12 protein-coding genes are annotated in these 14,803 nt (G+C 41.1%); 7 read left to right on the plus strand and 5 right to left on the minus strand.

Annotation, left to right across the window (positions count from 1 at the left end; translation table 11 throughout):
- On the plus strand, window positions 1-280 hold a 280-nt coding region (locus HMPREF9304_RS14935; protein ID WP_231564487.1), incomplete at its 5' end, for a hypothetical protein.
- Between the two features lie 20 nt (window positions 281-300).
- Here HMPREF9304_RS14935 and HMPREF9304_RS06830 read toward each other — a convergent pair.
- Window positions 301-1,953 (minus strand): OmpP1/FadL family transporter, encoded by a 1,653-nt coding sequence (locus tag HMPREF9304_RS06830; protein ID WP_036927704.1) that lies wholly within the window; start codon window positions 1,951-1,953, stop codon window positions 301-303.
- 48 nt (window positions 1,954-2,001) lie between these two features.
- Window positions 2,002-2,973: a hypothetical protein gene (locus HMPREF9304_RS06835; protein WP_036927705.1), complete on the minus strand. Its 972-nt coding sequence runs from the start codon at window positions 2,971-2,973 to the stop codon at window positions 2,002-2,004.
- A gap of 136 nt (window positions 2,974-3,109) precedes the next feature.
- Between HMPREF9304_RS06835 and prmA the strand changes: the two genes are divergently transcribed.
- Window positions 3,110-3,976 (plus strand): 50S ribosomal protein L11 methyltransferase, encoded by an 867-nt coding sequence (prmA, locus tag HMPREF9304_RS06840; RefSeq protein WP_036927706.1) that lies wholly within the window; start codon window positions 3,110-3,112, stop codon window positions 3,974-3,976.
- A gap of 214 nt (window positions 3,977-4,190) precedes the next feature.
- Here prmA and HMPREF9304_RS06845 read toward each other — a convergent pair whose 3' ends face one another.
- Together HMPREF9304_RS06845 and HMPREF9304_RS06850 are read right to left on the minus strand one after the other, a co-directional pair.
- Window positions 4,191-5,018, minus strand: a complete 828-nt coding sequence (locus HMPREF9304_RS06845; protein WP_036927707.1) for a glycoside hydrolase family 25 protein — start codon at window positions 5,016-5,018, stop codon at window positions 4,191-4,193.
- A gap of 310 nt (window positions 5,019-5,328) precedes the next feature.
- Window positions 5,329-6,969, minus strand: coding sequence for a diphosphate--fructose-6-phosphate 1-phosphotransferase (locus tag HMPREF9304_RS06850; protein ID WP_036927708.1), 1,641 nt, complete (start codon window positions 6,967-6,969; stop codon window positions 5,329-5,331).
- Window positions 6,970-7,166: 197 nt separating this feature from the next.
- Between HMPREF9304_RS06850 and HMPREF9304_RS06855 the strand changes: the two genes are divergently transcribed.
- The 5 genes from HMPREF9304_RS06855 to HMPREF9304_RS06875 all read left to right on the plus strand — a co-directional run bounded on the left by HMPREF9304_RS06855 (window position 7,167) and on the right by HMPREF9304_RS06875 (window position 13,276).
- Window positions 7,167-7,439, plus strand: a complete 273-nt coding sequence (locus tag HMPREF9304_RS06855; RefSeq protein ID WP_008121759.1) for a hypothetical protein — start codon at window positions 7,167-7,169, stop codon at window positions 7,437-7,439.
- Window positions 7,440-7,454: 15 nt separating this feature from the next.
- A complete protein-coding gene (locus HMPREF9304_RS06860; RefSeq protein WP_036927730.1) occupies window positions 7,455-8,015 on the plus strand; it encodes a 1-acyl-sn-glycerol-3-phosphate acyltransferase in 561 nt (186 codons plus the stop codon).
- The gene (locus HMPREF9304_RS06865) at window positions 8,012-10,612 is read left to right on the plus strand and encodes a golvesin C-terminal-like domain-containing protein (RefSeq protein ID WP_036927710.1); all 2,601 of its coding nucleotides are present in this window, start codon (window positions 8,012-8,014) and stop codon (window positions 10,610-10,612) included. The genes HMPREF9304_RS06860 and HMPREF9304_RS06865 overlap by 4 nt, the downstream gene beginning before the upstream one ends.
- A gap of 97 nt (window positions 10,613-10,709) precedes the next feature.
- Window positions 10,710-11,048, plus strand: coding sequence for a DUF8442 family protein (locus tag HMPREF9304_RS06870; protein ID WP_036927732.1), 339 nt, complete (start codon window positions 10,710-10,712; stop codon window positions 11,046-11,048).
- 233 nt (window positions 11,049-11,281) lie between these two features.
- Complete coding sequence (locus HMPREF9304_RS06875) at window positions 11,282-13,276, plus strand: YgiQ family radical SAM protein (RefSeq protein WP_036927712.1); 1,995 nt, start codon at window positions 11,282-11,284, stop codon at window positions 13,274-13,276.
- 279 nt (window positions 13,277-13,555) lie between these two features.
- Here HMPREF9304_RS06875 and HMPREF9304_RS06880 read toward each other — a convergent pair whose 3' ends face one another.
- A complete protein-coding gene (locus HMPREF9304_RS06880; RefSeq protein ID WP_036927713.1) occupies window positions 13,556-14,782 on the minus strand; it encodes a tetratricopeptide repeat protein in 1,227 nt (408 codons plus the stop codon).
- Window positions 14,783-14,803 lie beyond the last annotated feature (21 nt).

The raw sequence follows: 14,803 nt of genomic DNA on the forward strand, positions 1-14,803 counted from the left end.
TTGCCTATTGATTTTTTCTATTTTGCAGATTTTCAATGGTCGTTTTTTGGTAAAAGTTCAGGACAAAAACCATGTTTGGACTGTGCGTTCGTTTGGTTCAGGTTCAACTTCATTCCAAACTAAGTTGGGGAGTCGTTGCCATGTGTTAATTGGGACGCCCGACTCATTCGTCCGTTCAAAGACCTATCGGATGAATAGAAGAGTAACCCCTCTTACTGGCTATAATGCAAAAGAGAAGCTTATCAAACTGTGTGATAAACTTCTCTTTTTGGGTTCGTAACTATTGATGAGACAACTATTCTAAAAGCGATAACCTAAGGTGAGCAGCAGCTGGTGACGCTTGTTGCTGACCTTTACAGGATTTGCATAGTTGTCAATTTTATCCATTTGCAACGCTTTCGTTGCCGTATTTATATAATAATAGTCTCCATAAGCATCCATGAAAGGATGGAAGTCCCCGTTTTGCGCACTATACTGGTATGCCAAATCAATATTAAAATTCTTCATTTGATAGCCAACACCCAACGTAAAGCGGTTGGTTGAATCCCAGTTCACGTAATCTGTAGCTGTGCTATAATTAGAACCATAGGAATCAATAGTGCCATCCTTGTAAGCATTTGTTTGATACATGGGTGATAAATAATTATATCCTGCGCGCAAAGCTAAATTGTTGACAGGTCTAAATTCAGCACCTAATTTTACTGTAGAGACACCCTTTAACGTCTGCTTCGTATGCTCATTCATGTTAGTATCGTCACTACTGTCTTCATAATAGGAATTCGTGCGCCAGTCGTATTCAACGCCTTCGTTAACACGTGTATTCATACTTCCATAATCGGCATAATTATAACTTGCCCCCAAAGCCAAATAATTACCAACTGTATGACCAAGACTGATACCGAAGTTCCATGGTGTATCAATCTTAAAGCTATAAGATTCGTTCGTTGTTCCACCGGAATAACCATACTGCATAGATTGTGAAGCGCCGAGATTGTGCCTCATATAAGCCCTTGTGTTGATAGTCAACCTATACAATGTAGGAGAAGCAACAGACAAACCAATACGGAAAGGGCTGTTCTCAATAGGCAAGAAGATAGCTCCTAATTTGAAATCTCCTCCCATACCTGTAATGGTTTTTTCGTCATGAACCATCAAGGCAGTCAGTGGTTTGTTGGATATATCCACCAAATCCTCGACATACTCGCCAGTTCCGGTATAATGCACATCATGAAAACCTATGGTTCCACCCAAATAGAAACGGGGACTAATGGCTCCACTCACACTTACATCGTAAGTACCGATGTAGCCAGTATGCGCTCGTTGCATATCATAGCCTGTGGCTGTACTATAAGATACGGCGTTGTTGTGATCCACCATTAGGTTGTTATAGTACAGATTGTCCAATTGCGAGGTGAAAGGATGAGTACCGCGAATCATCCCATTCTTCGTTGTTTCCAAATTAAAGATAGAAGTACCGTCTTTTGCTCTGTCTCCATAAATAGCTTTTAAGAACGACAGCGTGTTTTGTGAAGCATTCTTTAAGTCACCTACAGCAGATAAAATGTAATCAAAATTTCGGCTTTTGTGATAGTTCACTGCAAAATTTAGTCCGCTATTATCGCCTCTTGGATTACGCATCACATAAACAAATCCCACCTGATCAAAGCTTGCATTCGTAGGATTACCTTGTTGAAAGGCAGAGACACCCGGTTGCGACACGAAGCCAAACGACACCTCTGCACGTGATTTAGTTATCAATCCCAAACCTGCGGGATTAGAACCTATCACCGAAATGTCGGCTCCCAAAGCGTCTAACGCTCCACCCATACCTACATAACGTGCAGTACCATTAAGGTCGTTGTCTATCAATTTTGTATTCTCATAAGTCTCTTGCGCACCTATTGTCGCTGTTCCCAACAACAATAGCGCAGACAGTATATATTTATTTTTCATCTCTATCCTATTATAAATACGCATATCATCTATTTTATCTCTCTTACATTATCGACGTCCGCCGCCAAAGCTACCACCTCCATGGAATCCACCAGAAGAGCCACGAGGTGTTGTGTCGCCTCCAAACGAGCCACTACCAAACGAACCGCTTGGCGTTCTTGTTGGACCTTGGAAGGTAGGCGTTGTGTTTCGTCTCCCTGAATTGGTAGGAGAGTCATATCTTGGACTTGGTCTACGAGAGCCAAAGGTTACCGTGTTGCCTGAAGAATTATACCGATTGTCATATCTTTGTACATCTCTACCATAGCGACGGTTGCGATTTGCCGAGTCATAACCACGTCCATAATACGGGCGAAAGTTGGAGCGATCATAGTAAGTCAGCGTACCCGTGTGACCTGTTCTATAAACATACCGCACAGGATAGCCTGCCCATCCGTAGTATCTGCTATAATAGTACGGGCTTCCCCAGCCATATCCATAGTAGCCATACGCATAAGGATAGCCGTAACCAGCATACCAAGGGTCATACCATGGGTCGTAATAGCCTGCATAACCATAGTACCAAGGGTCATACCAGCCCCACCCTGCACGCCAATATGGATAACTGCGCCAGCGTCGGCTCGTATAGAACCAAGGGTCATAATATCCATCCCAGCGGCTCATCCGTTGGGTATAGCGATAATCATCATCATCAATCATGGTGTCGTAATACTGACCAACAAAGGTGGTATCGATATAAGTAGAATCGGGATAGATGCCTCTACCCTTTTGAAATTCTATAATATCATTGCCTTGATCATCAGAACCAATCTTTTGGTAATGACTCCAAAATTTACCATGACGATTATATTCATCGACATCTCTATCACTACCGCTATGTGTTACCTTGCTGTCCTGGGTGACAACAGAGGAGTTAGCGACCTTTTTAGATTTTGACGGTATTAGATACATATCGTCCTGTGCCTGCATGCTTAATGGCATCGTTCCTATGAGCAGGGCTAACAAAGCTATCTTTTTCATCTTTCACTCCCTTTCTTATACATTATTTCTATTGCAAATGTAAACAATTAATTATTGCAAATATAAGGAATTTCCCTAACTATAGGGAGGTTTTCCCTATTTTTTATACCTTTGTGAAATATTTTAACTTAACAAGATGAATTATAAGATAGCCAACTGTACCATTTCAGGTCAGCCTGCGCTGGTACAAACAGCAAAGGACCTTTTAGCTGATGCCTTGGGCGAAGTAGGATTTGAATCGTTTGAAGAAACACAACAGGGCTTGAAGGCTTACATTCCTGCCGAGAACTTCGATGAACAACACTTAAAAGAGGTGCTCAAAAACATACCTATCCAAGAGATTGATCTTACCTATCACCTTGAAGATATGGAAGACAAAAATTGGAATGAGGTTTGGGAGAATGCAGGTTTCGCACCCATTGACATCGATGAACAGCTCATTATATATGATGCAAAATCAGCATTTGTCCCAGCAACAGACCACAAAATTTATATCGGAATAGAAGCCCGACAAGCCTTTGGCACAGGTAATCACCAGACTACTCGCATGATGATTTCCATGTTACTCAAGCTAAGATTGTCGGAAAAACGTGTTTTGGACTGTGGTTGTGGTACGGGGATATTGAGCATTGCTGCCAGTAATTTAGGGGCAAACAAAGTGATAGGGTACGACATTGACGAATGGAGCGTGAACAACACCCTGCACAACGCTACGATGAACAACGTTACCAACCTTGAAGTGTTTCATGGCAATGCACAAGTTTTATCGCATGTGTCTGGATTGTTTGATGTCGTGTTAGCGAATATCAATCGAAACATCTTACTTCAAGACATGACTTCGTTTGTTGAGTTAATGTCTCCAGGGGCAATACTGCTACTCAGTGGCTTTTATGAAGCGGACGCAAATCTGTTGATAGAGAAAGCCACACAGTTGGGATTAGTAGAACGCAATAGGAAAACTGAGGACGATTGGTGCTGCCTAATGTTTACTAAAGAGAAGTAACCTTAATACGCTGATAGTCAATTGTCTATCGCTTATAAAAACATTGATTATTCAATACGGAAATGAAGTCATTGCGTGAATGCGGCTACCCCGCTGCGTGTAGCGCATTGACCCATATCTCTCCTCATGCGCAAGATTCACTTCGGGTATTTCAAGGTAAAAATATGACTGGAATGCGAGGTGCAATTTCACTTGGCATGAGCTGCGGATTGCCTTACCACATATCCTTTTGCTGACCAATCGTCATCTTTTTCAAGTCGTAATAAGACCCATTGTAAATATTGAAATCAATATAACCCTTGATACCAGGCAACCGTCCTGCATCCGTATGTTGCCAAAACTTCCATGCCCCTTTATACTCCACTTTCTCCACGTAGTAATGGGCTATCCAATAAGGATAATCGTCAAAGACGGGCGCACCTAAATACGCATCCTTAAATTTATAATAGGTGTATATGATTGGCTTCACATGATACTTGTCTTCCACAATGTGAAGCCAGGTCAAAACGTCACGTTGAAACTCTTCAACGGACTTGTCTTTAGGCTTGTGTTCGACATCTAATACTGGCGGTAAGTCGCCATCCTCAAGATGAACTTGTTTCAGAAAATAATAAGCTTGTTCACGTGCAGACGATTTGTTGCTCCAAAAATGATACACTCCTCTTAAAAGTCCATGCTTACGAGCATTGTAGAAATTGTCGTTAAAATTGTCATCGAGGCAATTAGCACCTTCTGTTGCCTTGATCATCACAAAGCGTAATGGACACCCTTTAATCATGGCATGTTTTAATAGATGCCAATCAATCTCTCCCTGATAATGGGAAATATCTATGCCATGTATCTCATAGCCTTCTGGATAATCGGGATCACCGAAGAGAGCGCGCCATCTGAAACCTGTAGGACTGACAAAAAACTCATAAAAAAACCACATATAGAAGAAGGCAAAGAACATACCTCCCACCCATATAACCCACCTCGGATATCGACGAAACAGTCGATTCTTAGATGTACGGCGACGCTTTCTTGTTTTATTAGGAGTCATTAAATTTAGTAATTCAAAAAAAAGAATCTGCTTTGCAATGCCTTATTGTACTACAAAAGCAGATTCTATTTGTGGGTATCTATTCTAAACGAATAATAGGTACGCTCACTGTTTCAATGAAAATTGCATCACTACATGAACCGTTCGCCACGTCTACATGGAAACATAAACTGTCAATATTGCGTTTACTCCCAATAAACAGGTGTACAAGAAACCGATTGAGGGAAAGCGTTGTATGCAATTTACGGCAAACTTCGACCGAAGTAACACAACGATCTATGGTTGCCAACCTGAAACAGGTGCACAGCAATTATTCTCGTTCTAAGCTCAAAGTCTTTGTTGTCTGGTCGCAAACCTTGCTGGGTCCCCAATACTGAATAGGACCAGGATAAATATAACAAGTTTTCTTAGCCCACTCTTCACGATGTTCTACAAGCGTTTTGAAAGGTTTACCGTTCAAATCAACCAATGCTTTACGTATCACAGGTTTCATTTCACCAGTGCGACGCTCCATATTCATCATCATAGTGATAGGCACACCTCCAGCTTTCCAGTCATCTGTGCAACTGGTAGTGTTCTTCACAATTGCCATATAGCCTGTCTTTCCGTTGGCAATCAATTGGACAGCACTTGTTCCCAAAGCATAGCAATAGTCGGCATCGAAGTTAGATGGCGCTGCACAACGACCTTCATAACCAAAGAAATGATGCAGAGGGGAGAACTTTCCGTCGTACTTTTTCTCTTTTTTCCACTGCTCCAACTTTGCAGCAACCATGTTCGACAACAGTTTTTCGGTTTCAATGAGTGACACTTGGACATTTCCATGTGGGTCACGGTCGAGACTCAACTGACGTGCAACATCTTCAGGCAGCGTTTCAAAAGTAGAACGGTTAGCCTCTGACAGATGTTCTAAGATGTATTTGCGCTGAGCATCCTTATCCAAATCCTTGTAATCAGCACCATGTGCAGCTAACAAATCGTTGAGTTCTCCTATCAATCGTCCAATGGCAGGGATAAATTCAATAAGTCCTTCAGGGATTACAACCACTCCGAAATTGTTTCCTTCGTGTGCACGATGAGCCACAACAGAAGCTATATTTTCCACAATCTCATTAAGAGTTTGATCCTTCTCTTGGATTTCTTCAGAAATCAAGCAAATGTTGGGTTGTGTCTGCAAGGCACATTCCAAAGCAATATGCGATGCTGAACGTCCCATCACCTTGATGAAATGCCAGTATTTGCGTGCCGAATTGCAATCGCGCTCAATGTTACCGATGAGCTCAGCATACGTCTTTGTTGCGGTATCAAAGCCAAATGAGGTCTCTATTTGTTCATTCTTCAAGTCACCATCAATAGTCTTTGGGCAGCCAATTACCTGAATGCCGTATTCTTTAGCAGCATAATATTCTGCAAGTACGCAGGCATTGGTATTAGAATCGTCACCACCAATAATCACTAAAGCTTTGATGTCTAACTTCTTCAGAATTTCCAAACCTTTTTCAAATTGCTCCTCTTTTTCCAACTTGGTACGTCCCGAACCAATCATATCGAATCCTCCAGTGTTACGATAAGGATCTAAGAATTCCTTTGTGATTTCTACATAGTGATGTTCAACCAAGCCACCAGGACCCATTAAGAAGCCATATAACTGGTTTTCTGGATTGAGTTTCTTCACTGCATCAAACAGACCACTAATGACATTGTGACCACCGGGAGCTTGTCCTCCACTCAATATCACACCTACATTGAGTCGCTTGCTTTCAGTATGTTCACCAGGAACGAACTCAACGAGAGGCATTCCATATGTATGTGGAAACAGTTTCTGAATTTCCTCTTGATCATCAACACTTTGAGTTGGTGCGCCTTCCTGAACCTTTACAGCGCCTTGGAGAGCCTTTGGCAACTTAGGCTGATAAACAGCTCTTTCAACTTGTAATGCACTTGTTTTCATTTTACCTTTTTGTTATGTATGAATAATACGTATTGTAAATCTTTTTACTGAATGCAAATTTACTCTTTTTCTTTGAGATATAGAAACATTTAAATGATAAAACATGTTATTTTAAGAGCAAGACGTTGGTGTTACGGATTATTTTTTTATCTTTGAACTTTGAAATCATCAACAACAAACTATAAAGTTATCAAGATATGGCTAACAAAAGAGATTTAAAGCGAACGATTAATTATACTTGTAGTGACTTGTTCGCAGAGTGTATTGCGGCATCCCTATATAGTGGTAAACCTGCCAAAGACGATGTGGATGCACTGTTGAAGTCCATTTTGATGGTACACAATCAGTTCATACGACGTGTATCACATCCAGAACCAGGCATGGAGCAAAAGAAATATTATCAAAACTTGGCGAAAGAATTTGACAAATCTGTTGCAGAAATTGTCGATCAGATTGCTAACATTTATTAATTGAACATTATTTCTATGCTGAACAAACTATGTGGCTGGTTGTTGTATCATGTCATGGGCTGGAAGAAAGTAGTTACTGTAGAGCATCCAAAGAAATACATTATTTGCTTAGCCCCACACACAAGCAACTGGGACTTTGTGATAGGACAGCTTTATATGCATGCAGAAGGGATGAAATCAAACTTTCTCATGAAGAAGGAATTGTTTGTAGGACCCCTCAAAATCATCTTCAAAAAGATGGGTGGAATACCTGTGTGGCGATCCAAACATACCAGTTTGACAGACCAATTAGCTGCAATAGCCAACAAACGTGATACGTTCCAATTGTGTATCACACCAGAAGGAACGCGCTCATTAAACACCGAATGGAAATTAGGCTTTTACTATATTGCCCTCAAGGCGAACATTCCTATCCTCTTATACGGTGTAGACTTTGAACAAAAGAAAATACAATGCACAAAGATGTTGATGCCTACAGGTGATATAGAACATGAAATGAAAGAAATCAAACAATATTTCGTCGGTTTTAAGGGTAAGCATCCAGAGAAATTTTCAACGGGAGATCTCTCAGCATGACATTACGATTTATTCATTTAATACTTTGCATCAGTGCCTCAATAACACTTGCTGCGCAATCTAACAGTGCACATACACGAGCTTGGGGTGACATTGAACACCATGGAAGGGCATGGGTAACGAACCTCTCTAAGGATAACAAGATTAGCAAAGGACTACAAGATAGACATATTTCCCTATGGGCAAGCCATGGCTATTATTATGACCAGCAGAAACAAAAGTGGAAATGGCAACGCCCAAATTTATTTGGTACAACCGAAGACTTGTTTACACAAACCATTGTAGTGCCGTATTTGATTCCTATGTTAGAAAATGCTGGTGCCAACGTGTTTACACCACGGGAGAGAGATTGGCAAAAACATGAAGTGATTGTGGACAACGATGACGAGCGACCTGGCACATCCTATTTGGAAATCAACGTTAATGGAAATTGGGAGAAAGCACCACAAAAAGGCTTTGCAAATCGCAAATCAGTCTACAGTGATGGTGAAAATCCGTTTCAACAAGGAACGTGTAGGATGGCACCATCAACCAAACGAAAGAACCCAAGTCTTGTTTCATATCAACCAAATCTACCTCAAGCTGGAAAATATGCTGTGTATGTGAGTTATCAAACAGTAGAGAAAAGTGTCGATGATGCACAATATATTGTGTATCATAAGGGACAAGAAACCTCTTTCTCGGTAAATCAACAAATGGGAGGAGGCACATGGGTCTACTTAGGAACATTCGATTTCGATGCTGGCGACAATCCTTATAACCGTGTAGTCATCACCAATCAGTCACGAAAGAAACATCGTGTGGTTACCACGGATGCAGTTCGCTTTGGCGGAGGTATGGGAAATATTCAACGAGGTGGAACAGTTAGTGGGATGCCTCGAGCAATAGAAGGAGCACGATATTATGCTCAATGGGCGGGTATGCCATATAGCATCTATAGTGGCAATGGGGGCGAAAACGATTATGGCGATGATGTCAACGTGCGATCTAAGATGACCAACTGGCTGGCAGGTGGTAGTTGTTACGTTCCTACCCTATCAGGACTTAACGTCCCCATAGAACTTGCGTTAGCTGTTCATAGTGATGCGGGCTATTCGTTTGATGGTAAATCGTTAATAGGCTCATTAGCCATCTGTACAACAAATTATAACGGTGGACGCTTAAACGCTGGTATTTCAAGAATGACCAGCAAAGATTTCGCAGAAGACCTTCTCAATAATGCTGTCAACGACCTCAGTACGAGTCGACAAAGTTGGACGAAAAGATATTTATGGGATCGGAATTATTCGGAAACACGATTGCCAGAAATTCCTTCAGCCATTTTGGAAACCATGTCACACCAAAACTTTCCGGACATGAAGTTGGGACAGGATCCGAATTTCAAGTTTGCTTTTGCTCGCTCTATCTACAAGACCATCTTAAGATATATCAACAACCAGCACGGAAAGAACTACGTTGTTCAACCACTTCCTCCACAAAATTTCAACATTCGATTTACTGGTAAGAATCGGATAAAGTTATCATGGGAGCCTCAATCAGACCTCAAGGAACCAACTGCCTTTCCTAAATCATACAACGTATATGTGTCAACAGGCACCAGTGGGTTTGATAATGGTAAAAATATCAAGACCACTTCCTACGCTATCGAACTGGAACCAAACGTACCCTATCATTTCAAAATCACCGCTTGTAACAAAGGCGGAGAAAGTTTTGCCACAGAAATTCTATCGGCATACTACTCCCCTGTGGCGAAACATACTATCTTGGTGGTAAATGGATTTAATCGTTTGTCTGCTCCCAAGGTGATAGATGATGCATATTCCCAAGGCTTTGATCTCAACCAAGATATTGGTGTCTCTTATGAAAAGACTGCTGGGTGGGCGGGATGTCAAACTGTTTTCACCAAATCTACCATGGGTTCGCTCACCGAGAGTGGTTTGGGATTTGGCGGAAATGAATTGGCTGGTAACTTTATCATGGGCAACACCTTTGACTATGTCCGTGACCATACCGAAGCAATCGCTGATACCAAGCAATACAATGTCGTGAGTTGTTCCATGGATGCGGTTCTGGCAAATAAGGTGAAATTAGGAAAATATCCGTGTATTGATTTCATCTTAGGCTTACAGAAGTATGACCCACATGCGTTGAAGTTTTATAAAACGTTTACACCTCGATTGCAGCAAATGCTACAAACTTATGCCGAACAGGGAGGAGCACTGTTAGTCAGCGGTTCATATATTGGCTCTGATATGTTCTTAGACACAGAGAAAGCCTTTCTAAGTAAGGTTCTGAAAGTTTCATATACCCCAACTTTAGAGAGACAACAAAATAATGTTGTGCAAGGTTTAGGACTTCAAATGAATTTTTATCATACGCCAAATGAAGACCATTATGCAGCCCAAAATCCTGAAGTTCTATCGCCCGAACCGGGTGCCGACTGCGTAATGCAGTACGGTAACGGCACCAGTGCTGCCGTAGCTTATAAAGATCAACAATATAGATGTTTCACTATGGGATTTCCTTTTGAGTGTATTATAGACCAAAATAGCAAAAAACAAGTCATGAATGGTATTCTCAAATACCTCCTTGATTGATATTTCGAGCATCTGTCTGTGTGCACATTCAAAATAATATATACCTTTTAATACAATATCGTTTATGGGAAATTTAAATTTTATGGATCACAACATCATGTACAAAATCCAAACGAATCCATCGGGTACACGATCAATGGAGATTACAGATGAGCAGTTAGCTACCATTATGAAATATTCTCTGTTTCGTAATCTTGTAGACAGTACTGGTTTTATTGATGAAGAAGTACTTGACAAGCTGAAACTAAATGTGCGCTCTCTTTTAGAATCAGAAGCCAACTTGGATAAAAGTCTGCTCGATTTGTGCTTAGACGTGATTTATCATCCAAACATGAAAGCCTTTGGACTTCACCAATTGGTTTTGTTATATATCGACTGGACCAACCAACAAGAGCAGAACGACGCTGTGAATGAAGAGGAGAAAGACAACCGTTAAACACTGATAAGAGGTAAAACGCAGTGAAATATCGAAAAGGCAATCACAAATGAACGATACAGAACCTACGTCCTACTGTTCTTGGGAGTACCATTCATATTCGCTTCTGAACTTTCTTTCTCCACTTATTCCACATGAATAAGGTCAATTCTACGCTTGTAAAGGAGTTCTTAATCGTTAGAGATACCATTCGTTTCACTGTGTTCGACAAAAATAATTAAAAGCAATACTCGTTGAAGAATTATCAACTTACAGACTTCCTCCCTACCACTAAAAAGGAATGTCAATTAAGAGGATGGGATCAATTGGATGTCATTCTCTTTTCGGGTGACGCATACGTCGATCATCCCTCGTTTGGGGTGGCAGTCATTGGGCGCATGTTAGAAGCTGCAGGTTATCGTGTTGCCATTGTTCCGCAACCCGACTGGCACGGAGACTATCGTGACTTTAAGAAGTTAGGAAAGCCAAAATTATTCTTTGGCATCTCTCCGGGATGCATGGATTCCATGGTGAATAAGTACACAGCCAATAAAAGACTTCGCCATGAAGACGCCTACAGTCCTGACGGTCGTCATGATTGCCGACCAGAATATCCCACCATTGTTTACACCAAAATATTAAAGCAGCTATACCCTGATATACCCGTTGTGTTGGGAGGAATAGAAGCCTCCATGCGTAGACTCACCCACTATGACTATTGGCAAGACAAACTTCAGAAGTGCATCTTGTGCGACGCAGGTGCTGACATGATTTTATACGGCATGGGAGCCAAGTCTGTTCTTACATTATGTGAGCGCCTTTCGGCTGGCGAGCAGATACAGCACATCCACGACATTCCGCAAACAGTTTATTTAGCCCAAAAGGATGATATAGAAGGAGGTATTGGGGAAGACGACATTCTCCTGAATAGTCACGAAGAATGCGTACAAAACAAAAAAGCTCAAGCAGAAAACTTTAAGCATATTGAAGAAGAGTCGAATAAGATACATGCACAAAGACTCATTCAAAAGGTAGGTCACCAATATGCTGTTGTCAATCCTCCCTATCCAACGTTGACCACGAACGAGATTGATGCTTATTACGATTTGCCTTACACACGTGTACCCCATCTTAAATATAAAGGTAAAAGAATCCCAGCTTATGAAATGATTAAATTCTCTGTGAACATTCACCAAGGCTGTTTTGGAGGTTGTGCTTTCTGTACTATTTCTGCTCATCAAGGAAAATTTGTGGCATGTCGTTCGAAAGAAAGTATTCTGTCAGAGGTCAAAAAGGTGATTGATATGCCCGACTTTAAGGGTTATCTTTCAGATTTGGGCGGTCCTTCTGCTAATATGTATGGCATGAGTGGAAAAAATCATAAAGCTTGTGAGCACTGTAAACGTCCCTCCTGCATTCACCCACAGATATGCCCGAATTTGAATACCGATCATAGCAAACTTCTTGAAATCTATCATGCCGTAGACGCATTACCAGGCATTAAAAAGAGTTTTGTCAGTAGTGGCGTTCGTTACGATCTCCTCTTACACACGAGTAAGGATGCAAAAACGAACGAAGCTGCACAGCGATACACAAGAGAACTAATTAGAAACCACGTCAGTGGACGATTGAAAGTGGCACCAGAGCATACGTCCGACCATGTTCTGCAATTGATGCGTAAGCCTTCATTCAAACAGTTTGAGCAATTCAAACAGCTTTTTGACAAAATCAATCAAGAAGAAAATCTAAACCAACAGTTGATTCCTTATTTCATTAGTAGTCACCCCGGTTGTCATGCAGCAGATATGGCAGACCTTGCTGTAAAGACAAAGAAGCTCAACTTTCAACTGGAGCAAGTGCAAGACTTCACACCTACGCCCATGACGGTGAGTACAGAAACGTGGTACACGGGATATGATCCTTACACATTAGAACCTGTTTTCAGTGCAAAATCGCCAAAAGATAAACTTGCTCAACGGCAATTCTTCTTTTGGTATAAATCCGAAGAAAGGCAGAATATTGAGCGTGAGCTGAGAAAAATGGGCAAACAAGAACTCATCCAAGGGTTATTGGGAGATACACCTAAATTCTTTGTCCGAAAAGGGAAAGAGAAACAGCAGCACTCATCGAACCGTAAAAAGAAGGGGAAACCTTCATATAACCCAAATTTTACTGAAGAACAAAACAAAAAGTACCGCACTACCAGCAACCAAAAGCATCGCCCAAACACGAAAAAAGGACATCCATAAAACCTTGGAGGATATCATTAACAGCATAAAGTTAGAACTGCCAACGACACTACTAAAGATGCTTAACCTCGCTACGAAGAAATAACAAGCCATTTAGGGGCGATTCAAAATAAGTTCACCGACTCTTTTAACCGCAGATCCTCACGGTTCTTTCATTGACGTGGCGCATGACATGAGCTGATACCGAAGCGGATGCTGCACATGTTTTGATAACAAATAAAAACAGGAGATATATCTTTGCATATACCTCCTGCTATTCTTTAATGAAAGAGATTAAACTTACTTCACCATCTTTTCCATTTCTTTTGTCCGGCTATCGTCAGCTCCGTAAAGCGTGTAGTAGCACTGATATAGCGGATAACTCCAGTTGGCACGCTCTTTATTTGGGTCTAAGTCACGTGCTTTCTCTAAATATACCTTTGATTGTGCGTACAAACTCTTTTGCTCTTGTGATGCGTTAAGAGCCTGCGCTTTTGAGTTGAGACAGAATCCTAAATAGGTGAGCACGAGCGCATCCTTGTCATTGATAGCAATTGCCTTTTTATAACCAGCAATCGCTTCATCCCATTGACCTGCATTCATGGCTGACTGTGCTTTCATTGCCAATGCCATAAAATTATTAGGATCTTTCTGAAGCTTTTCTGAGATGAGCTGATTCAGTTCATCTTTCTTGTTCATACTACTGTACATGGCACTCAAAGAACCGAAAACTTGGTCACTACCGTTTTCTTGTACATAGAGCTGTTTCAGACTTTCAATTGCTTTCAGCGAGTCGGCATTAGAAGTCAAACCTTGCGTAATCAAGTATGATTTCAGGTTCAAAGCCTCTTTATGCGTGTCCTGCGCTGTATCCTTGAGAGCTACATCCACATATTGATGTGCCAAATCTACTTTTTTATTCTGATAAGCATAAACGGCAGCCACACGAGCCACTTCACCTAAATATTGGTCATAAGCTGGTTTGTTAGCTACATCCTTGAATAAATCGGCTTCAGACGAACTTACATACAAACCAAAGTTTTTCATTGCACTCTGATTGTCGTTCTTTTTACTTGCCTCTTGTCCCCCATTGATCAGTTGTGGACGGATGTTAAATAAACGCGTCTGATTGTTTTTATGAAACTTAGGTCTCACTTTTCCTTTCGCATTTGGCATCATGTCGTACTTATCCGCTTCGACACCAGCTGTAATGGCAGCGTACACAGCATCATAGAAACCAACCGTATCATAGGGTTGTGTGTCTCCTTTCTTCAGTTGTTCAGCGAGCATGTTCTTCTCAATGATTTCTTGCTCCTTGTTTACTTTTTCCATCGCAAGGTCTACCAACTTGTTGTAAGCCTTTGCTTTCTCTTCATTACTTGTCAATTGAGATAAATTTGATTTAATCAAACTTTCTGCCTCAACAAATGTTTTTGCGGACAGGATGGCTTTCAATGCGTCACTATCAGCGGCAAATGCCGTTGAGACTCCTAAAGCCATGGCTGCTAAGAACATTAATTTTTTCATATTCTTACATTTTTAAAATTT

Origin of the sequence: Hoylesella timonensis S9-PR14 (assembly GCF_000762405.1) — a bacterium.
Lineage (GTDB): Bacteria > Bacteroidota > Bacteroidia > Bacteroidales > Bacteroidaceae > Prevotella > Prevotella timonensis_A.